This is a genomic window from Curtobacterium sp. ME12 (genome assembly GCF_903970855.1).
GTDB classification, from domain to species: Bacteria; Actinomycetota; Actinomycetes; order Actinomycetales; family Microbacteriaceae; genus Curtobacterium; species Curtobacterium poinsettiae_A.
Genome location: NZ_CAJCKD010000002.1, coordinates 128,376 through 146,370, shown reverse-complemented (window position 1 = coordinate 146,370; position 17,995 = coordinate 128,376). Strand labels below are relative to the sequence as shown.

Annotated in this window: 19 protein-coding genes; 13 read left to right on the top strand and 6 right to left on the bottom strand. The window is 71.9% G+C overall.

The annotated features are described in order from the left end of the window. The first annotated feature begins 11 nt into the window (after positions 1–11). Genes H7A73_RS02125 through H7A73_RS02110 form a run of 4 tightly spaced genes read left to right on the top strand, consistent with a single transcriptional unit; the run spans position 12 to position 3,196 of the window. Positions 12–539, top strand: coding sequence for a GNAT family N-acetyltransferase (locus H7A73_RS02125; RefSeq protein ID WP_182064450.1), 528 nt, complete (start codon positions 12–14; stop codon positions 537–539). A 54-nt stretch (positions 540–593) separates the two neighbouring features. Continuing rightward, positions 594–1,262 carry a hypothetical protein gene (locus H7A73_RS02120; protein WP_182064449.1) on the top strand — a complete coding sequence of 223 codons (669 nt, stop codon included), beginning with the start codon at positions 594–596 and terminating at the stop codon, positions 1,260–1,262. A 39-nt stretch (positions 1,263–1,301) separates the two neighbouring features. Then, complete coding sequence (locus H7A73_RS02115; RefSeq protein ID WP_182064448.1) at positions 1,302–2,747, top strand: phytoene desaturase family protein; 1,446 nt, start codon at positions 1,302–1,304, stop codon at positions 2,745–2,747. A gap of 5 nt (positions 2,748–2,752) precedes the next feature. Then, on the top strand, positions 2,753–3,196 hold the full coding sequence (locus H7A73_RS02110; RefSeq protein ID WP_182064447.1) for an SRPBCC family protein: 444 nt from the start codon (positions 2,753–2,755) through the stop codon (positions 3,194–3,196). A 71-nt stretch (positions 3,197–3,267) separates the two neighbouring features. Here the strand turns inward: H7A73_RS02110 and H7A73_RS02105 are convergent, their stop codons facing one another. After that, positions 3,268–4,086 carry a shikimate 5-dehydrogenase gene (locus tag H7A73_RS02105; RefSeq protein WP_182064446.1) on the bottom strand — a complete coding sequence of 273 codons (819 nt, stop codon included), beginning with the start codon at positions 4,084–4,086 and terminating at the stop codon, positions 3,268–3,270. A gap of 95 nt (positions 4,087–4,181) precedes the next feature. Between H7A73_RS02105 and H7A73_RS02100 the strand changes: the two genes are divergently transcribed. The 3 genes from H7A73_RS02100 (at position 4,182) to H7A73_RS02090 (ending at position 6,875) form a co-directional block, all read left to right on the top strand. Next, positions 4,182–5,108 (top strand): NADP-dependent oxidoreductase, encoded by a 927-nt coding sequence (locus tag H7A73_RS02100; protein WP_232749124.1) that lies wholly within the window; start codon positions 4,182–4,184, stop codon positions 5,106–5,108. Positions 5,109–5,216: 108 nt separating this feature from the next. Next, positions 5,217–5,411, top strand: coding sequence for a PspC domain-containing protein (locus H7A73_RS02095; protein ID WP_027466823.1), 195 nt, complete (start codon positions 5,217–5,219; stop codon positions 5,409–5,411). Between the two features lie 57 nt (positions 5,412–5,468). Beyond that, positions 5,469–6,875 carry an L-serine ammonia-lyase gene (locus H7A73_RS02090; RefSeq protein WP_182064445.1) on the top strand — a complete coding sequence of 469 codons (1,407 nt, stop codon included), beginning with the start codon at positions 5,469–5,471 and terminating at the stop codon, positions 6,873–6,875. A 75-nt stretch (positions 6,876–6,950) separates the two neighbouring features. Here the strand turns inward: H7A73_RS02090 and H7A73_RS02085 are convergent, their stop codons facing one another. The 5 genes from H7A73_RS02085 to H7A73_RS02065 are packed head-to-tail and all read right to left on the bottom strand — an operon-like array spanning position 6,951 to position 11,692. Further along, the gene (locus tag H7A73_RS02085) at positions 6,951–7,787 is read right to left on the bottom strand and encodes a class II fructose-bisphosphate aldolase (RefSeq protein WP_182064444.1); all 837 of its coding nucleotides are present in this window, start codon (positions 7,785–7,787) and stop codon (positions 6,951–6,953) included. Continuing rightward, positions 7,784–8,791, bottom strand: coding sequence for a 1-phosphofructokinase family hexose kinase (locus tag H7A73_RS02080; RefSeq protein ID WP_182064443.1), 1,008 nt, complete (start codon positions 8,789–8,791; stop codon positions 7,784–7,786). The genes H7A73_RS02085 and H7A73_RS02080 overlap by 4 nt, the downstream gene beginning before the upstream one ends. Continuing rightward, positions 8,788–9,906, bottom strand: a complete 1,119-nt coding sequence (gene nagA / locus H7A73_RS02075; protein ID WP_182064442.1) for an N-acetylglucosamine-6-phosphate deacetylase — start codon at positions 9,904–9,906, stop codon at positions 8,788–8,790. The genes H7A73_RS02080 and nagA overlap by 4 nt, the downstream gene beginning before the upstream one ends. Continuing rightward, positions 9,903–10,814, bottom strand: a complete 912-nt coding sequence (locus H7A73_RS02070) for an ROK family protein (RefSeq protein WP_182064441.1) — start codon at positions 10,812–10,814, stop codon at positions 9,903–9,905. Before H7A73_RS02070 ends, nagA begins: the two co-directional genes overlap by 4 nt. After that, positions 10,814–11,692, bottom strand: coding sequence for an SIS domain-containing protein (locus tag H7A73_RS02065; protein WP_182064440.1), 879 nt, complete (start codon positions 11,690–11,692; stop codon positions 10,814–10,816). Before H7A73_RS02065 ends, H7A73_RS02070 begins: the two co-directional genes overlap by 1 nt. Before the next feature lie 133 nt (positions 11,693–11,825). On the opposite strand from H7A73_RS02065, the gene H7A73_RS02060 reads away from it, so the two are divergent. The 6 genes from H7A73_RS02060 to H7A73_RS02035 all read left to right on the top strand — a co-directional run bounded on the left by H7A73_RS02060 (position 11,826) and on the right by H7A73_RS02035 (position 17,967). Further along, positions 11,826–12,614, top strand: coding sequence for a DeoR/GlpR family DNA-binding transcription regulator (locus tag H7A73_RS02060; protein ID WP_027466817.1), 789 nt, complete (start codon positions 11,826–11,828; stop codon positions 12,612–12,614). Between the two features lie 148 nt (positions 12,615–12,762). Further along, on the top strand, positions 12,763–14,004 hold the full coding sequence (locus H7A73_RS02055; protein ID WP_182064439.1) for a Gfo/Idh/MocA family protein: 1,242 nt from the start codon (positions 12,763–12,765) through the stop codon (positions 14,002–14,004). Between the two features lie 23 nt (positions 14,005–14,027). Then, on the top strand, positions 14,028–15,353 hold the full coding sequence (locus tag H7A73_RS02050; protein WP_182064438.1) for an ABC transporter substrate-binding protein: 1,326 nt from the start codon (positions 14,028–14,030) through the stop codon (positions 15,351–15,353). Between the two features lie 9 nt (positions 15,354–15,362). Continuing rightward, positions 15,363–16,340 carry a carbohydrate ABC transporter permease gene (locus tag H7A73_RS02045; RefSeq protein ID WP_111028912.1) on the top strand — a complete coding sequence of 326 codons (978 nt, stop codon included), beginning with the start codon at positions 15,363–15,365 and terminating at the stop codon, positions 16,338–16,340. Next, entirely contained in the window at positions 16,337–17,197 is an 861-nt protein-coding gene (locus H7A73_RS02040) for a carbohydrate ABC transporter permease (protein ID WP_259362656.1), read from the top strand. Before H7A73_RS02045 ends, H7A73_RS02040 begins: the two co-directional genes overlap by 4 nt. Next, on the top strand, positions 17,194–17,967 hold the full coding sequence (locus H7A73_RS02035) for a hypothetical protein (RefSeq protein WP_182064437.1): 774 nt from the start codon (positions 17,194–17,196) through the stop codon (positions 17,965–17,967). The genes H7A73_RS02040 and H7A73_RS02035 overlap by 4 nt, the downstream gene beginning before the upstream one ends. The last annotated feature ends 28 nt before the right edge of the window (positions 17,968–17,995 follow it).

The window sequence follows — 17,995 nt, the reverse complement described above, 5'->3', positions numbered from 1 at the left end:
GTGTCGGGACGGTGACGACGTTCGGACGCGACCTCGGTGACGGCTACACGCTGACACTGCGCGACCTGAGCACGGTCGACCCGGTGCTCACACTCGTGCACGCGAACACCGATCGTCTGCGGGCCGCGGAGCCCTGGGCCTGGGATGCCCAGACCCGCGAGACCATCGCGCTGCACACCGAGCGGCTGCTCGGGCAGTTCGCGATGGACCGCGCCTTGCCCTGCGTCATCCGTGCGGACGACCAGGTGGTCGGGGTGGCCTCGCTGACGTTCGACCCGTACCTGGGCCAGGCGTCGCTCGGCTACTGGGTGGACGCCGGACAGGAGGGTCGTGGCGTGGTCCGGCGGGCCGCCTCCGTGCTGATCGGGGTCGCCCGGGCACGCGGGTCCGCACGGATGGAGATCCGGACCGCGGTCGACAACGCGCGGAGCCGGGGGCTCGCCGAGCGGCTCGGCTTCGCGCACGAGGGCACCCTGCGTGGCGCGCTGCCGCTCGGCCCCGAGCGTGTCGACGTCGCGGTGTACGGGTTGCTGCTCTGACGCCCGCCGCCCTCGTGCAGCCGGACCGACACCGGTCGCCGGTATCGTCGGAGCATGGCCTTGTTCGGACGACGCAACCACGACGTGCGCGATCGACCCATCAGCCAGGTCGAACTGAAGCGGGCGGTCGACGAGGGCTTCCTCATCGCGAAGGCCGCCGTCACCATCGCGGTGGCCAACCGCATCATCACGAACGCCCTGCGTGACCAGGGGTACTTCGATCACGCGCTCATCGCCGAGGCCACCCGCGAGGAACTCCACCGCATGGCCGAGGAACAGCGGGGCGACGCCGCACGCATGCGCGACATCCGCTCCACCTCGAGCAAGCAGAAGGGCCGTTCCCGCCACCAGCACGACTACCGGCGGGGCGACGACCTGAAGCTCCGGATGCGTGAGGCAACGTACGAGCAGCTCGCCACCATGCTCGACAAGCGCCGCGACGACCAGCACTTCGTCGACGGCATCGTGCTCGCCGCCCGCGCCCGCGCCTGGGACGACATCGGCACCACGGTCGTCGGGCGTCTCGGCTGGGCCCAGCGTCCGGCCGACGACTACGAGATCGGCCGTGACGACCGCCTGCAGCAGATGCTCGACGAGGACTTCGCCGAGTTGCTCGCCGAACACCCCGTCGGATCGACCCCGGCGGACGCCGACGAGCCCGACGACGCCGACGGTGACCAGGACGAGTCGGACCCGGCCGATCCCGACACCTCGCGCACCTGACCGACACCACACGCAGTCACGAGTCCCTAGGCTCGGTGCATGGTTGATGCGGTGGTCGTCGGAGCGGGACCGAACGGGCTCGCGGCAGCGGTGACGCTCGCACGCGCCGGACTGTCGGTCGAGGTCGTCGAACGGAACGACACGATCGGCGGCGGCGCCCGGACGGCCGAGCTCACCCTGCCCGGCTTCCTGCACGACGTCTGCTCCGCCGTGCACCCGATGGCCCTGCAGTCCGAGTTCTTCCGGCTGTTCCGGATGGAGGAGCGCATCGAGCTCCGCCTGCCCGAGGTGCAGTACGGGCACCCGCTCGACGGCGGCCGTGCCGGCATCGCCTACCAGGACCTCGACCGCACCGCCGCCGAGCTCGGGGTGGACGGGCCGGCCTTCCAGCAGCTGATGGCCCCGCTGGCGGAGAACGCCGACCAGGTCGCCGACTTCGCGACCGACGCGCTGCTGCACGTGCCGCGGCACCCCCTGACGGTCCTGCGCTTCGGCCTGCGGGCGCTCGAGCAGGGCACGGCCGCGTGGAACGTGCGCTTCCGCGGCGAGGCTGCCCCGGCGATGGTGTCCGGCGTCGCCGCGCACTCAATCCAATACCTGCCGTCCCTGTCCACCGCCGCGGCGGCACTGTCACTCGGCTCGTACGCGCACGCCCGCGGCTGGCCGGTGCCGATCGGCGGCAGCCAGGCGATCGTCGACGCGCTCGCCGCGGACCTCGTCGCGCACGGTGGCCGCATCGTCACCGGACAGGAGGTCCGGTCACTCGGTGACCTCACCCCGGCGAAGGCGGTGCTGTTCGACACGAGCGTGCCGGGCATGCTCCGGATCGCGGGCAAGCAGATCCCGACGCCCAAGCGTGGGGCACTGCGTCGCTTCCGGTTCGGCAACGCCGCGGCGAAGGTCGACTTCGCACTGTCCGACCCGGTGCCGTGGACCAACGAGTCGCTGCGGAAGGCCGGGACCGTGCACATCGGCGGGACCCGGCAGGAGATCGCGGCCGCTGAACGTGCCGTGGCGCACGGCCAGCACGCCGAGCGCCCGTACGTGCTCGGCGCGGAGCCGACCGTGGTGGACGCGACCCGCGCCCCGAGGGGCAAGCACGTCTTCTGGGCCTACGCGCACGTCCCGGCGGGGTCGGACGTCGACCCGACCGAGGCCGTCACTCGCCAGATCGAGCGGTTCGCGCCGGGGTTCCGCGACACGATCCTGTCGTCGAGCTCCCGCACCGCCGTGCAGATGGGCGAGTACAACCCGAACTACGTCGGCGGCGACATCGCCGCCGGTGCCGCGAGCTTCTGGCAGCTCGTCAAGCGCCCCGTCCTGTCCAGCGACCCGTGGCGGATGGGCGGTGGCATGTACCTGTGCTCCGAGTCCTCCGCGCCCGGCCCCGGGGTGCACGGCATGGCCGGGTGGCACGCGGCGAAGAGCGCACTCCGGCACACCTTCGGCCTGCCGGAGGACGTCGACCTCACCCCGGAAGGCTGATCACCATGGCGAAGAACGTCCGCATCTTCCACTGCTCCCCCGAGGCCGTCTTCGACGTCCTCGGCGACGGCTGGCTCTACCCGACCTGGGTGGTCGGCGCCTCGCGGATGCGTGGTGAGGACCCCGGATGGCCGGCCGTGGGCACCCGGATCCACCACTCGTTCGGCGTCTGGCCGTTCGTCATCAACGACACGACGACGGTCCTGGAGTACGACGAGCCGCGCCGGCTGGTCATCCAGGCCCGGGGCTGGCCCGTCGGCGAGGCCCGCGTCGAGGTCGAGATCGAACCGCACCCGCGGGGCTGCCGTGTCACCCTGCGGGAGAACCCGGTCGCGGGACCCGGATCGCTCGTCCCCGGGTTCATCGCGCAGCCCGGCATCTGGTTCCGCAACCGCGAGAGCATCCGCCGGCTCAGCTGGGTCGCCGCGGGGCGCGCGGCGAACGCCTGAGACGTCCCCGCGGACGGACGGGAGGCCCGTGGCGGCGCCGCCACGGGCCTCCTGACCGTCGCCGGTTGCGTCTACTGCGCCCGACTGAACTCGCTGGCACGCGCCACCTGGTCGTCGGTCAGGGCGACGCCCGTGTACCGCTCGAACTGGCGGGCGGCCTGCAGGGCGATGACCTCGGCACCGGTGATGACGTGCTTGCCGGCGGCGCGCCCTGCACGGACGAGCGGCGTCTCGGACGGGAACGCGACCACGTCGAAGACCGTGTGCGCCGCCTCGATCCGTTCCGGCGCGAAGGCGACCGCGTCCTGTTGGTCGCCGCGCATGCCGAGCGGGGTGACGTTGACGACCAGGTCGGTCTCCCCCGCCGCACGCTCGTCGGCCACCCACTCGTACCCGTACTGCGATGCGAGGGCCGGGCCGGTCTGCTCGTTGCGGGCGACGACCGTCAACCGGTCGAACCCGGCGCCGCGGAACGCTGCCGTGACGGCCTTGGCCATGCCGCCCGAACCGCGGAGCAGCACACGCGAAGCCGGGTCGACCTGGTGCGATGCGAGCAGTGCGGCGATCGCCTCGTAATCGGTGTTCGACGCGGTGAGCACGCCGTCGTCGTTCACGACCGTGTTGACCGACTGGATCGCGGCGGCGGAGTCCTCGATGTGGTCGACCAGCGGGATGATCGCCTCCTTGAAGGGCATCGACACCGAGCAACCGCGGATCCCGAGCGCACGGATGCCGGCGACGGCGCCGGGCAGATCGGTCGTGGTGAACGCCTTGTACAAGAAGTTGAGGCCGAGCTCGTCGTACAGGAAGTTGTGGAACCGGGTGCCGATGTTGCTCGGTCGCGCGGCCAGCGACATGCAGACCTGCATGTCCTTGTTCAGGATGGGCATGCTCCCAGTCTCGCACCCTCTCCCTTCCTCGTCCTCGCTGGGATGGAGCGGTCCACACGGACCGGGTGCCGCGCTCCGGGGTAGCGTCGGTTCCGATGACTGAGATCCCGGAGACCATGCGCGCTGTCCGCTTCGACGAGTGGGGTGACCGATCGGTCCTGCACGTCGCCGAGGTGCCCGTTCCCGAGGTGACGCCCGGGCGGGTGCTCGTGCGCGTCCGCGCCGCGGGCATCAACCCCGGGGAGTCGGCCATCCGTCAGGGTGCGTTCGGCGGCGACCTGCCGTCCGGGCAGGGCACCGACTTCGCCGGCATCGTCGTGGCCGTCGGGGCAGAGGTGGACGGCGTCGACGAGGGCGAAGAGGTCATCGGCTGGTCGTGGGACCGCGCCAGCCAGGCCGAGTACGTCTCCGTGCCGGCAGTCCAGGTCGTCCAGAAGCCACGCCTGCTCGACTGGACCGTGGCGGGTGGCCTCGACGTCATCGCGACGACCGCGGCCGCAGCCGTGCGTGCGGTCGACCCGCGTCCGGGCGAGACCGTCGTGGTGTCCGGTGCCGCCGGCGGGGTCGGCGGCTTCGTCACCCAGCTGCTCGCGAACGAGGGCATCGACGTCATCGCCGTCGCCTCCGAGGCGAACCACGAGTGGCTCCGTTCCAAGCGTGCACGGCCGGTCGCGTACGGCGACGGGCTACAGGAGCGCATCACCGAACTTGCGACGAACGGCGTCGACGCCGTGATCGACACCCACGGCGCCGAGTACGTCCGGCTCGGCATCGCCCTCGGCGTACCGGTCGACCGCATCGAGACGATCATCGCGTTCGACGAGGCCGCCGAGGTCGGGGCGAAGGCCTCGGGCAGCGCGGACACCGCCGACCCGGAGATCCTCGGGGCGCTCGCCCTCGAGGTCGCGAACGGCGCCATCGAGGTGCCCGTCGCCGCGACCTACCCGCTCGACCGCGTGCAGGACGCCTTCGAGGAGCTCGAGCAGGGCCACACCCGCGGCAAGATCGTCCTCATCCCCTGATCCCAGGGCCGCTCAGGGCTGCTCAGGGCCGGTCCGGGGGTTTCCCCCACCACGCTCGGGGTGCGACCCGGATGCCCTCGACCGGCCGCGTTGCGTAGCGTCGTCGGTATGAGCACACTCTCCCGTCCCCGCAACGGTCGTCTGCTGGCCGGCGTCTGCGCCGGTCTCGCCGACCGCTTCAACCTGTCCCGCACCCTGGTCCGGGTGGTCTGGGTCATCCTGAGCTTCTTCCCCGGGCCGCTGTGGATCGCCTACGTCGTGCTGTGGTTCGTGATGCCGCCCGAGGGTGGTCGACGGCGCTGAGCAGCCCCGGGCGGCGGCGCTGAGCACCGGTCCGTCCGGACGGGTTAGTGTGGCGGCGTGCCGGTCTCCGTCTTCGATCTGTTCAGCGTCGGTGTCGGCCCCTCGAGCTCGCACACCGTCGGCCCGATGCGGGCCGGTGCCGAGTTCGCCACCCTCGTCCGTGGCCTGCCCGTCGCGTCCGTGGTGGTCGACCTGTACGGGTCCCTCGCGTCGACCGGGCAGGGCCACGGCACGCTCGGCGCCGTCGTCGCCGGGCTCATGGGGTCCCACCCGGAGACCGTCGACCCCGATGCCATGGTCCTCGCGCTCGACGCCCTGGAACGCGACGGTGTCCTGCGGCTCGACGGCGGTGCAAGCGTGCCGTTCCGCCTCGCCGACATCGTCCTGCACCCCCTGACGATGCTGCCCCGACACCCGAATGCCATGCGGCTGCGCGCCCGTGACGCCGCCGGTGCCGACCTGGCCGACGAGACCTACTACTCGATCGGTGGCGGGTTCATCGCGCGGGACGAGGCGGCCGAGCCCGCGGCGGACGCGTCGGCCGCGGTCGCCGGTGCCGCGATCCCGGTCGACGACGCCGTGCCGTACCCGTTCTCGAGCGGCGCCGAGCTGCTCGCCGCGTGTGCCGGTTCCGGCCTGCCGATCAGCGGCGTCGCCCTGGCGAACGAGGCCGTCACCCGGACGGACGTCGAGATCCGGTCCGGACTGCTGGGCATCCACGGCGTGATGGAATCGTGCGTCGACCGTTCCGTCCGCAGGGGCGGGTGCCTGCCCGGTGGGCTCGACGTCCGCCGCCGCGCCGCCACCTGGCACGAGCAGCTCACCCGCGAGGACCCCGACCACGACCCGCTCTTCGCCATGGAGTGGGTGAACCTCGTCGCCATGGCGGTCAACGAGGAGAACGCCACCGGAGGCCGCGTCGTCACCGCCCCGACGAACGGCGCAGCCGGCATCATCCCCGCGGTGCTGTACTACGCGCTCACCTACGTGCCCACGGTCGCTGACGCCCCCGCCGCCGAACGCGACGACGCCGTCGTGCGGTTCCTGCTGACCGCCGGAGCGATCGGGTCGATCTACAAGGAACGGGCGTCGATCTCCGGCGCCGAGGTCGGCTGCCAGGGCGAGGTCGGTTCGGCGGCGTCGATGGCGGCTGCGGGGCTCGCCGAGGTCCTCGGGGGCACGCCGGAGCAGGTCGAGAACGCCGCCGAGATCGCGATGGAGCACAACCTCGGGCTGACGTGCGACCCGATCGGTGGTCTGGTGCAGATCCCGTGCATCGAGCGGAACGCGATCGCTGCGAACAAGGCGATCAACGCCGCACGGATGGCACTCCGTGGCGACGGGGTGCACCACGTGTCGCTCGACCAGGTCGTCGAGACGATGCGGCAGACCGGGGCGGACATGTCGTCGAAGTACAAGGAGACCGCGATGGGTGGGCTCGCGGTGAACGTCCCGCTCTGCTGAGCGTCGCCGACGCGCTGCTCGTTCGCGCGCGCTCGTTCGCGCGTGCTTGTCCGCTTCGTCTGCTCCGCTCGCGCGTCAGGCGTGCAGGAGCGTCAGCAGTCGTGCGGTCTCGGTGGCGATGGCATCCCGGCCCGCCGACACGTACTTGCGCGGGTCGACGACGTCCGGCCGCTCGTCGAGCACGGTGCGGAGCGCGCGGGTGAACAGGCCGTTCAGGTGCGTCGAGATGTTGATCTTGGTCATCCCGGCCTGCACGGCGCCGCGGAGTTCGTCGTCGGACAGGCCCGAGGACCCGTGCAGCACGAGCGGCACCGGCACCGCGGCACGGAGACGCTCGACGAGGTCACGGTCCACCGACGCCTCGCGGGTCTGCATCGCGTGCGAGGTCCCCACGGCGACCGCCAGGGCATCGACCCCGGTGTCGGCGACGAACGCCGCGGCGTCGGTCGGATCGGTCCGGACGCCCGGGGCGTGCACGCCGTCCTTGCCGCCGACCTCGCCGAGCTCGGCCTCGATCGCGACACCGGCGGCGTGGCACCGGGCCGCGAGGTCGCGGGTGGCGGCGACGTTCGCCGCGAAGTCGAGGTGCGAACCGTCGTACATGACCGAGTCGACGCACAGGTCGACGCCGGCCGCGACCAGCTCGGGGTCCTCGATGTGGTCGAGGTGCACGAGGACCCCGACGTCGGCGGCTCGTGCGACCGCCTGGGTCGCGGTCGTGATCGGTGCGAGGCCGCCGTGGTACCGGACGCAGTTCTCGCTGATCTGCAGGATCACCGGCAGTCCGGCCAGCTCGGCGCCGGAGACGATCGCCTCGGCGTGCTCGAGCAGCACCACGTTGAACGCACCGACCCCGCGACGGGCCGTCCGGGCGGTGTCGAGCAGGCCGGTGAGGGCGAGGTCGGTGATCATGCGGGGGTCCTCGTTCGGTCGTGGGCGGGAGCGGGCGGGGTGGACAGGAAGCGGTGGACGTCTGCCGGGTCGACCGCGCCGGCCACCGGCTGGAGGACGGCGGCGGCCCCGTGTGCGGCGGCGGACCGCAGGACTCTGAGCAGGGTGGTGTCGTCGGGGGCCGGAACGCTGCCGTCGGGCGCGGGGAGACCAGCACCGACGAGCACATCGACGAGGACACTGACGAGCCCGGCGGTGGCTGCGTCACCGGCGCCGGTCGGGTTGCCCGAGACCCCGGGGACCGCCGGCACCTCGAGCACGTGCTCGGCGGTGTGGGCGGCGATGCCGTCGGATCCGCGCGACACCACGACGACCGTCGCGCCGAGCCGGAGGAGCCGGAGTGCCCCGGAGCGTTCGTCGTCGGCGCCCGTGGCCTCGAGGAGTTCCTCGCGGTTGGGTTTGCAGACCGTCGCGCCGGCCGACGCGGCAGCCAGCAGTGCCGTTCCCGAGCAGTCGGCCACCGAGAGCGCACCGCGGCGGCGAGCGGCGGTGACCCAGCGGGCGACGACCGCGGGATCGGTGTCGCGGGGCAGGGAGCCGGACACGACCAGGGCAGCTGCGGGCGGGGCGCCGGTCGCATCGCCGTCGAGCAGTGTCTCGACAGCGGCGGAGACCCTGTCCCACTCGTCGGGGCTGAGCACGGGGCCGGGCTCGCCGAACATCGTCGGGTGCGCGAGGTCGTCCACCACCGTCACGGTCGTGCGGGTCTCGCCCCGGACGGCGACGTCGGTGTGGGCGAGACCGAGGTCATCGAGGGCGTGTGCGATCCAGTACCCGCCGTCGCCGCCGAGGGGCAGCACGGCGTGGGTCGGGACACCGGTCGCGGCGAGGACTCGCCCGACGTTCAGGCCCTTGCCGCCGGGGCGCCGCTGGACCTCGAGCACGCGCTGGGTCGCACCGATGCGCTGTTCGGCGACCCGGTAGGTCACGTCGACTGCCGGGTTCGGGGTGACGACGAGGATCACGCGACCACCGCCGTCGGCAGGGCTCGGACGCTGCCGCGCTCCGGGTCGAGCACGACCAGGTCGGCGGGGGCGCCCACGCTGAGCGGTGCCGGAGCCCCGAGCAGGCGTGCCGCACGCGCCGCGGACGCCGCGACGACCTCGGGCAGGTCGGTTCCCGCGTGGAGCAGGAGGCGGACGGCGTCGGCGACCGTGATCGTGCTGCCCGCCAGCGACGAACCGTCGGCGAGCAGGGCGAGCCCGTCGCGGACGGTCACCGCAGATCCGGCCACCGTGTACGCCCCGTCGGGGCAGCCGGTCGCGGCCATGGCGTCGGAGACCAGGACCATCCGGCCCGGAGCGCCGCGCTGCACGAGGGCGACGGTCACGGGGTCGAGGTGGTGGCCGTCGACGATGCACTCGAGCAGCACACGGTCGTCGGAGAGCGCGACCCCGACCGGCCCCGGCGAACGGTGGTGCAGCGGGGGCATCCCGTTGAACAGGTGGGTGACGAGCGAGGCGCCGGCGTCGACCGCGCCGCGGGTCTGATCGGCGGTGGCGTCGGTGTGACCGATGGCGACGACGACCCCGGCTTCGACGAAGCGGGCGACGGCGTCGAGTGCACCCGGAAGCTCCGGCGCGAGCGTGACGATCCGCAGGGCGCCACCCGCGGCGTCGCAGTAGGTGTCGACCTCGGCGGGGTCCGGGGCGTGCAGCAGGTCGACGCGGTGCGCCCCGCGACGGGTGGGCGCGAGCCACGGCCCCTCCAGGTGCAGCCCGGCGAGCGTGCCGTCCGCGACGAGCGGCCGGAGCCGGGTGAGGGCCGCCGCGGTGTCCGCGCGCTCGCCCGTGGCGACGGATGCGACCAGGGTGGTCGTGCCCCGTGACCGGTGGTGCCCGGCGGCGGCGCGGGCGTCCTCGGCGCGGCACCCGGCGAAGTCGTGCCCGAGCGCCCCGTGGGCGTGCAGGTCGACGAACCCGGGCACGATCGCGCCGTCGACGGTGACGGCGCTGTCCGTGCGCATCGGGGACCCGGTGCCGGTCGCCAGCACGGTGTCGTCGTCACCGATGACGAGCCAGCCGTCGTGCAGGTCTGCCTGGGCCGTGACGATGCGACGGGCTCGGACGAGGGTCGTCACAGCAGGACCCCGGTCTCGGTCTCGAGCAACGCGCGTGCGAGGATCCCTGCGCCGATCGCGCCGGCGGCGTCGCCGTGCCGGGCGGGGACGATGACGGGGGCACGGACGCCCTGCAGGCGCTCCGCGACGGCGTCGCGCAGCGGGTCGAGCAGCAGCGGGCCCGACTCGGCGAGTCCCCCGCCGACGATGATCGTGTGGTTCCCGGCGACCGCGGTCGTCCAGGCCAGCGCATCGGCCAGGACCGCGACGCAGTCGTCCCAGACCGCACGGGCTGCGGGGTCGCCCTGGCGGACCAGGAGCATGGCGGCGTGAGCGGACGACGCGCCGGAACGACGTGCGACTCCCCCCGCGGACGCGATCTCCTCGACGCGATGGCCCGCGTGCGGACCGGTCCGGATGCGGACCTGCCCGATCTCCCCCGCCCAGCCACCGCCGGACACGACGACGCCGTCGACCACCAGAGCGCTCGCGAGCCCGGTGCCGACCGGCACGAACGAGACCGACCCCCGCGAGAGCGCCGGGTCACCGGCCCGGACCTCGGCCAGGGCACCGGCACGGACGTCGTGTCCGAAGGCGAGCGGGACGTCGATCCCCTGACGCAGGAGTTCGGCGCGGACGAGGTCACGCACCGGGACGTCGCGCCACCCGAGGTTGACGGACAGGTCGACGGTGCCACGGGTCTCGTCGACGACGCCGGGGGTCACCAGCCCGATCGCTCCGAGCGGCGCCCGTCGCGTGGCCTGTGCAGCCAGTTCGGCGACGACGGCGGCGAGGCTCCCGGCATCCGGGTCGTCGCGCGGCGTCGGCACACGGGTCTCGTCGAGGACGAGTCCGTCGGCCGTCGTCAGCCGGGTCTTGATGCCCGTGCCGCCGACGTCGACCCCGAGCACCGCGCCTGCGCCACCCATCAGGTGAGGATGACCGACCGGGTGAGCGACCGGGGGTTGTCCGGGTCGAGCCCGCGTCCCTCGGCCAGGGCGACGGCGAACCGGTGCACCACGACGAGTCCGGCGATCGGGTCGAGGTCGTGCTGGACGAAGCGGGCGCCGGTGGCGGCGACCTCGTCGGCCAGGCCCTCGGGTGCCGTGCCGAGCGACCAGACGAGCCGGCCGGGCTGGGCGATCGCGATGGGACCGTGCCGGTAGTCCATCGCCGGGTAGGACTCGGCCCAGAACTGCGCGGCTTCACGCGTCTTGAGCGCGGCTTCGAACGTCAGGCCGACGGCTGCCCCGCGACCGACGAACGAGACCTGCTCGGCGTCGAGCAGGTCGTCGACGGGCACCGTCAGCGCGGTCTCGGCCTGGGCAGCGAGTGCGTCGACGTCGTCACCGAGGGACGCCCGCAGCAGTGCGAGCGTCGTGGTGGCGAAGCGGGTCTGGACGACCGAACGCTCGTCGGCGAAGGGCAGTGCGACCACCTGGTCGGCGACGGCCGCGGCGGGACTGTCGGCGACGGCCGTGATCAGGACGGTCTGCTGGGACGGCAGGGCCTGCAGCAGGTCGACGATCTCGGTCGTCGTACCCGAGCGGCTGATCATGAGCACGCGGTCGTACTCGCGGGACGCGGGGTACTCGGACCCGGCGAAGGCATCGGTCACGCCGAGGCCCGCCTGCTCACGGGCGACGGCGTAGCTCATGGCGATGAACCAGCTCGTGCCGCAGCCGATCACGGCCACGCGTTCACCCGGCTGGGGGAGCACATCGACGAAGGTCGGCAGGAGCGCGGCGGCTGCACGCCAGGTCTCCGGCTGCGAGGCCAGTTCAGCGCTCACGAAGGTGTCGGTCATGGGAGCCTTCCGGGTCCGGATCGATCCGGGTGATCGATGATCAGGAAGCGTAGCGAGCGATCGTGCGCAAGGGAAGGGGAAAACGTCATTTCCGATCATCGCGCGACGGTGGTGACGCCGTAGGATGACCGTCATGACCCCCCAACAGCGGCTGAACGCCCTGCTCGAACTGGTGAGCGAACGCGGCAACGTGTCGATCGCCGAGATCGGGGAACTGCTCGGGATCTCCGCCGCGACGGCTCGCCGGGACCTCGCGACCCTGGCGGACCAGCGGCTCGTCACGCGCACGCACGGGGGAGCGGCAGCACTCGGGGCCGGGTACGAGCTCCCGCTGCAGTACAAGATCGCCCGGCAGGCCGAGGCGAAGACCGCGATCGCCCGCGCGGCCGCCCGGTTGGTGCAGCCGGGGGAGACCGTCGGGCTCAACGGTGGGACCACCACGACCGAGGTCGCGCGTGAACTCGGCAAGAGCGAGCGGTTCATCCGCGCCGACGGCGAGTTCGGCATCACGATCGTGACGAACGCCCTGAACGTCGGGTACGAGCTGTCTGTCCGTGCCAACGTGAAGATCGTGGTCACCGGTGGTGTGGCGCGGCGGCAGTCCTACGAGCTCGTCGGGCCACTCGTCCGGGACACCCTCGACGAGTTCGCCCTCGACCTGGTGGTGCTCGGCGTCGACGGGCTCACCGGCCAGTACGGCGCGACCACCATGCACGAGGGCGAGGCCGAGGTCAGCCGCCACTTCGCCTCCGTCGGGCGACGGGTCGTCGTGGTCGCCGACTCGACCAAGATCGAACGGTCGACCTTCGCCCGGATCTGCCCGCTCGACCGCATCGACGTCCTGGTCACCGACCAGCCGGTGCCGGCCTCGTTCGCCGCCGACCTGGCCAGCGCGGGCGTGGAGCTCGTCGTCGCCGACTGAGCGCCCCCTGCGGCCACCCCGGAACGGGTCCGGACGTTTCGATCGTGTAAAACCCTCCCCGGCGTGGATGCGTGAGCGATCCGTGAGCGCCTATTGTGCATTCATGATCGATTCGGCATCATGGGCGTCACATTCACGCAAGGGAGCGATGAGCATGGGCGCTGACAACGCAGGACTCCGCGTCGCGGTGATCGGGATGGGCCAGCGGTCCGCCATCGCCCGCCACGTGGCAGAGGCAACCGCCGACGACCCGGCGCTGCAGGCGCGGGTCGTGGCCGTCGCGGACGTCACCGCAGCCGGCCGGGACCGCGGGCACGACGAGTACCCGGACGCCCTGGTGGTCGAACACCACCGCGACCTCACCGGTCACGTCGACGCGGCCATCGTCACCACGCCGGACTGGACCCACGCCGAGATCGCGATCGACCTGCTCCGCGCGGGCATCGCCGTCTACCTCGAGAAGCCGCTGGCCATCACGGTCGAGGACGCCGACGCGGTCCTGAACACCGCGGCGGAGACCGGGACGCCGCTGTACGTCGGGCACAACTTCCGACACGCCGCCGTCGTCCGCCTGATGCGCGAGATCGTGGCCCGGGGCGAGATCGGCCAGGTCAAGGCCGTCTGGTGCCGGCACTTCGTCGGCAACGGCGGTGACTACTACTTCAAGGACTGGCACGCCGACCGCAGCAAGGTGAACTCCCTGCTCCTGCAGAAGGCGAGCCACGACCTCGACGTCATCCACGCGCTCGGCGGGGGTGACACCGCCCGGGTCGTCGGCATGGGGTCGCTGTCGGTCTACGGCGACGTCACCGACCGGCGCGACCGCAGCGGCGAGCTCATGGGGGACTGGTTCTCCCACGACAACTGGCCGCCGCTCGCCCAGACCGGGCTGAACCCGGTCGTCGACGTCGAGGACGTCTCGATGGTGATGATGACGCTCGACAACGGGGTGCAGGCCAGCTACGAGCAGTGCCACTTCACCCCGGACTACTGGCGGAACTACACCGTCATCGGCACCGAGGGCCGCCTCGAGAACATCGGCGACACCGGCGGTGGCGTCGTGAAGGTCTGGACGCGCCGCCGGGGCTGGGACACCGCGGGGGACCGCGAGTACCCGATCGACGGCGTCGAGGACGGTCACGCCGATGCCGACCTGCTCACCATGACCGAGTTCCTGCGGTCCGTCGCGTTCGGCGAACCGTCGGAGCTCTCCCCGATCGCGGCCCGTGCCGCGGTCGCCGCCGGCGCGCTGGCCACGCGCTCGCTCCGCAACGGGTCCGTCCCCATCGACGTCCCGCCCCTGCCGCCCGAGACCATCGCGCACTTCACACCGAACGCCCCGCACTCCACCCCCTCCACCCCGCATCCCGCCCAGACCGTCGGCTCCTGACGGCCGTGCGAAAGGACACCCCGATGACCGCACACATCCCCACCCGAGGAACCGGCGTGCGCCGCGCACTCCTCGGCGCCGTCGCCGCGCTCGGCGCGGCAGCGCTCCTGGCCGGCTGCTCCTCGTCGTCCGGAGCGTCCGGCTCCGGCGGCGACTACGAAGCCGCGCCGAAGGACACCAAGGCGTCCCTGACCTACGCCGTCTGGGACGAGAACCAGGTGCAGGCGATCAAGGCCAACCTGAAGGGCTTCAACGAGGAGTACCCGGACATCAAGGTGAGCGTCGACGTCACGCCGTTCGCCAACTACTGGACGAAGCTGCAGACCCAGGGCTCGAGCAACACGCTGCCCGACCTGTTCTGGATGAACGGCCCGAACTTCCAGCTGTACGCGGCCAACGGCAAGCTCGCGCCGATCACCGGCGAGGTCGAGTCGGGTGACATCGACGCGTCGAAGTACTCGAGCGCGCTCAACGACCTGTACACGTACGACGGCACCCAGTACGGCGTGCCGAAGGACTTCGACACCATCGGGGTCTGGGTCAACAAGTCGCTGTTCGAGCAGGCCGGCATGGACCTGCCGTCCAAGGACTGGACCTGGGACGACTTCCAGCAGACCGGCGCCGAGCTGTCCGAGAAGCTCGAGTCGAAGGGCGCGTACGGGGCGGCGGGCGGCATGGACGGCCAGACGACGTACTACAACACCATCCTGCAGGCCGGGGGATCGGTCGTGAACGCGGACGGCACCGAGTCCGAGTACGCCACGAAGGCCTCCGAGGACGGCCTGCAGTTCTGGACCGACCTGATCGACTCGGGGGCATCACCCTCGATCAAGCAGCTCACCGACACCACGGCCGACCAGTGGTTCACCTCGGGCAAGCTCGCGATGTACCAGGGCGGCAGCTGGTTCCGCTCCGCACTGACCGGCACCGAGATGGAGCAGGACGTCGTCGCCTACCCGCTGCCGAAGGGCAAGGAACAGGCGACCGTCATCCACGGCGTCTCGAACGTCGTGTCCGAGGCGAGCAAGGACAAGGCCGCCGCCCAGGCGCTGCAGGTCTACCTGGCGGGCAAGACGGCCCAGCAGCAGCAGGGCGACATGGGCGCGGTCATCCCGGCGTACGAGGGCACGCAGAGCGCCTTCACGAAGACGATGCCCGACGCCGACCTGCAGGTGTTCCTCGACGCGGTGGACTACGCGAAGCCGCTGCCGGTGTCGAAGAACACCGCCGCCTGGAACACCCTCGAGACCACCCTGCTGCCGAGCGCCTTCGACGGGTCGAAGCCCGTCGACCAGGTGGCAGAGGACCTCGCACAGAAGATGGACGCCGCCCTCGCCAAGGAAAAGTAGGACCCGCGCGTGACGATCAACACCGAGCGGCCCCCGGCCGCAGCCGCTCCCGCCCGGACGACACGTTCGTCCGGGCGGGGTGCCCCTGCTCCGCGAGCCGACGGCGGCCGAGCGCCACGACGGACCGACGGCTGGTGGCCGTGGCTCTTCGTGCTCCCGTTGCTCGTCGGCGTCGGCACCTTCTACATCTGGCCGATCATCCAGACGTTCTGGTACTCGTTCACCAGCTGGGGCGTCTTCGGGGGCGCCACGTTCACCGGCGTCGCCAACTACGTCCGGCTCGTCGGCGACCCGCAGCTCTACCAGTCGCTGCTCAACACGGTGATCTACACCGTGATCGTCCTCGCCGGGATCCCGATCGCTGTGTGGCTCGCCAGCCTGCTGAACACCCCGGGACTGCGGTTCGCCCAGTTCTACCGGGTGCTCTTCTTCCTGCCGTACGTCGCCATGCCCGCCGCGATCGCCCTGGTCTGGCGCATCATGTACAACGGCGACTACGGCATCGTGAACTGGTTCCTCGGGAACTTCGGCATCGACGGCCCGTACTGGATCTCGACCCCCGGCTTCGCGCTCATCGCGGTGAGCCTGGTCGGCCTCTGGTCGTCCCTCGGGTTCTCGATGATCATCCTCGGCGCCGGGCTCAAGGACATCCCGCCGGAGCTCTACGAGGCCGCGGAGCTCGACGGCGCGAGCCGGTGGCGACAGTTCCGGTCGGTGACCGTGCCGTTGCTCAGCCCGAGCATCTTCTTCGTGGTGATCGTCACGACGATCTCGAGCTTCCAACTGTTCGACCTGCTGTACGCGATCCTCGGCAGCACCAACCCGGTGATCCCGAAGACGATGTCGCTCGTCTTCTACTTCTACAGCGCCGGGTTCATCGACAACGACAAGGGCTTCGCGGCCGCGATCGCCATGGTGATCTTCCTGCTCATCGGCATCGTCACGCTCGTGCAGTTCCGCGTCCAACGAAAGTGGGTGCAGGGATGACCGCCACCGTCACACCGCTCCGGGCCGCACGTCGGCCCGGCCGTCGCGGCGGCAGCCACTGGTGGATCCACGTCGTGCTCGGCATCGGCGGGTTCGCGATGGCCTTCCCGTTCCTGTGGCAGATCGTCATGTCGCTGTCGACGAACGCGCAGGTGCAGTCCGTCGCACCGGTCTTCTGGCCGGGGGAGCTGCAGTGGCAGAACTACGCGCAGGTCTTCGAACGCCTGCCGTTCCTGAGCCAGCTCGGCACCTCGGTGTACGTCACGATCATCCGCACGGTCGCGCAGATCGTCCTGTGCACGCTCGCCGGGTACGCCTTCGCCCGGATGCGGTTCCGCGGGCGGGCGGCCCTGCTCGCGATCGTGCTGTCGATCCTGCTCGTGCCCTCGCAGGTCTACCTGATCTCGCAGTACCAGATCGTGCAGGGGCTCGGCTGGCTCGACACCCTGATGGGGATCGTCGCGCCCGGGCTGTTCAGCGCCTTCGGCACGTTCCTGATGCGGACCGCGTTCCTGAACATGCCGCCCGAGCTCGAAGAGGCAGCGCGGATGGACGGCGCGAACCCGTTCCAGACCTTCTGGCGGATCATGCTGCCCCTGGCCCGTCCCTCGATCAGCGTGCTCGCGATCACGACCGTGCTGTGGTCGTGGAACGAGCTGCTCTGGCCGCTCGTGGTCTCCACCCGCGCCGAGGACATGCCGCTCGCCGCCGGACTCGCGACGCTGTCGAGCGACCGCACGATCGACTACCCGGTGTTGATGGCCGCCAGTCTGATGGCGATGGCGCCGGTGCTCATCATGTTCGTCGTGCTGCAGCGTCGGGTGATGGACGGGCTCGCGTCGTCCGGTCTGAAGTGACCATCGCGACCCCCGGCCTGGAGGCCCGTGCCGCGTCCGTCGCGGTCCTCGCCGCCGCCGTGGGGTCACCGGACGACTCCGCGACGGTGGCGGCCGCACTGGCCGCCACCGTCGCCGACGCGGGGCCCGCGGCGCGGGACGCGCTGCTGGTGTCGGCGCTCCGCGCCGCGGTGCCGGACAGCGCTGACGCCCTCGCGGAGCGGGGCCTCCCGCGCGCACTCGCCGAGGCCTCCGTCGCGGACGTCGAGCGCAAGCTCGCGCGCTACGGACTGCACGGCACCGGGCTCGAGTGGCTCGTCGCCGTGGTGACCGGGCGCGTGGTGGCCGTGGGGCGCCTCCAGTTCGAACTCGGTGACCACCTGGCGGACGGCACGCCGGCCTGGGGCGTGCACGTGCCGGAGACCGGGCCGCTCGACCCGGTGGCCTGCCACCGCTCGTTCGCCCGTGCACCCGAGGTCCTGCGCGGCCTCGCACCGCAGCTCGCTGCCGACCGGTGGCAGTGCCGCTCCTGGATGCTCGATCCGGGTCTGCCGGCCGCGCTCGGTCCCGACGCCAACCTCGTGCGGTTCGCCCGGCGCTTCCGTCTCGTCCCGCCGGGGGAGCACGATGCGTCCGAGGGGGACGCCAGCGTCGCGAAGTTCGTCTTCGGGGTGCCGCTGGCGACCGCTCGGTCCGCGGCGCCGTCCGGTCGGTTGCGCGCGGCCGTGCTCGACCGGTGGGCGAGCGGTGGGCACTGGACCGAGCGGACCGGCACGGCGCCGGTCACGTGACCGCCCGCAGCCGCGGCCGCGTACCGTG

What these genes read in the sequence shown, in the direction of transcription:
- H7A73_RS02120 (WP_182064449.1), top strand. Translation starts at nt 594, where the DNA reads ATGGCCTTGTTCGGACGACGCAACCACGACGTGCGCGATCGACCCATC.
- H7A73_RS02115 (WP_182064448.1), top strand. Translation starts at nt 1,302, where the DNA reads ATGGTTGATGCGGTGGTCGTCGGAGCGGGACCGAACGGGCTCGCGGCA.
- H7A73_RS02110 (WP_182064447.1), top strand. Translation starts at nt 2,753, where the DNA reads ATGGCGAAGAACGTCCGCATCTTCCACTGCTCCCCCGAGGCCGTCTTC.
- H7A73_RS02105 (WP_182064446.1), bottom strand. Translation starts at nt 4,086, where the DNA reads ATGCCCATCCTGAACAAGGACATGCAGGTCTGCATGTCGCTGGCCGCG.
- H7A73_RS02100 (WP_232749124.1), top strand. Translation starts at nt 4,182, where the DNA reads ATGACTGAGATCCCGGAGACCATGCGCGCTGTCCGCTTCGACGAGTGG.
- H7A73_RS02095 (WP_027466823.1), top strand. Translation starts at nt 5,217, where the DNA reads ATGAGCACACTCTCCCGTCCCCGCAACGGTCGTCTGCTGGCCGGCGTC.
- H7A73_RS02085 (WP_182064444.1), bottom strand. Translation starts at nt 7,787, where the DNA reads ATGATCACCGACCTCGCCCTCACCGGCCTGCTCGACACCGCCCGGACG.
- H7A73_RS02070 (WP_182064441.1), bottom strand. Translation starts at nt 10,814, where the DNA reads ATGGGTGGCGCAGGCGCGGTGCTCGGGGTCGACGTCGGCGGCACGGGC.
- H7A73_RS02065 (WP_182064440.1), bottom strand. Translation starts at nt 11,692, where the DNA reads ATGACCGACACCTTCGTGAGCGCTGAACTGGCCTCGCAGCCGGAGACC.
- H7A73_RS02060 (WP_027466817.1), top strand. Translation starts at nt 11,826, where the DNA reads ATGACCCCCCAACAGCGGCTGAACGCCCTGCTCGAACTGGTGAGCGAA.
- H7A73_RS02055 (WP_182064439.1), top strand. Translation starts at nt 12,763, where the DNA reads ATGAGCATGGGCGCTGACAACGCAGGACTCCGCGTCGCGGTGATCGGG.
- H7A73_RS02050 (WP_182064438.1), top strand. Translation starts at nt 14,028, where the DNA reads ATGACCGCACACATCCCCACCCGAGGAACCGGCGTGCGCCGCGCACTC.
- H7A73_RS02040 (WP_259362656.1), top strand. Translation starts at nt 16,337, where the DNA reads ATGACCGCCACCGTCACACCGCTCCGGGCCGCACGTCGGCCCGGCCGT.